Here is a 738-nt window from a genome sequence, read left to right as displayed (position 1 = left end):
GCAAACTCAACCAAACTTAAACCGTCGCAGAGTGCGAGGGATGACGTTGCTTGAAGTGTTGGTTGCACTGGCTATTTTTGCCACCGCGGCGATCAGTGTGATTCGCTCTGTGAGTCAACACATCAACACAGTCAGCTACTTAGAAGAAAAGATGTTTGCAGCAATGGTTGTGGATAACCAAATGGCGAATGTGATGCTAGATACTGGCGCGCTGAAAGCCAAGAATGGTACCGAAGAACTAGCAGGGCGTACATGGTATTGGAAAGTCACGCCTGTAGCCACCACGCAGCCATTGCTGAAAGCATTTGATGTAAGTGTCGCGACCGCGAAAAACGCGAGTCCAGTTGTTACGGTAAGAAGCTATGTGGCGCAGTAATCCCAATCGCGCAAATAAGCGCCGCGCAGCAAAAGGTTTTACACTCATTGAAGTGCTGGTGTCGATAGCGATCTTTGCCAGTTTGAGCGTGGCGGCATACCAAGTGGTGTCGCAAGTTCAGCGCAGTAATGAGTTGTCGCAAGAGCGAACTCAACGTTTGAATGAACTGCAACGCGCCATGGTGATGATGGATAACGACTTCCGCCAAATGGCATTGCGTCAAACGCGTACCAACGGCGAAGACCCTGCCGGGCAACTGATCTTTTGGTCGGACTATTTACTCGATTCCGACGCGAAAGGCCTGATGTTTGCTCGTGTGGGTTGGCATAACCCGCAGCAACAGTTCCCGCGTGGTGAAGTGA

General features: G+C 50.8%; 2 protein-coding genes. Both read left to right on the top strand.

From position 1 onward, the window contains the following. The first annotated feature begins 40 nt into the window (after window positions 1–40). A complete protein-coding gene (gspI, locus tag R7Q09_RS25345; protein ID WP_021447303.1) occupies window positions 41–376 on the top strand; it encodes a type II secretion system minor pseudopilin GspI in 336 nt (111 codons plus the stop codon). Beyond that, window positions 363–738, top strand: a 376-nt coding sequence (gspJ, locus tag R7Q09_RS25340) for a type II secretion system minor pseudopilin GspJ (protein ID WP_318143844.1), incomplete at its 3' end; no start/stop codon positions are given. The genes gspI and gspJ, both read left to right, overlap by 14 nt.

It is taken from the genome of Vibrio sp. 2130-1 (assembly GCF_033339515.1).
This window is presented reverse-complemented; position numbering and strand designations above follow the sequence as displayed.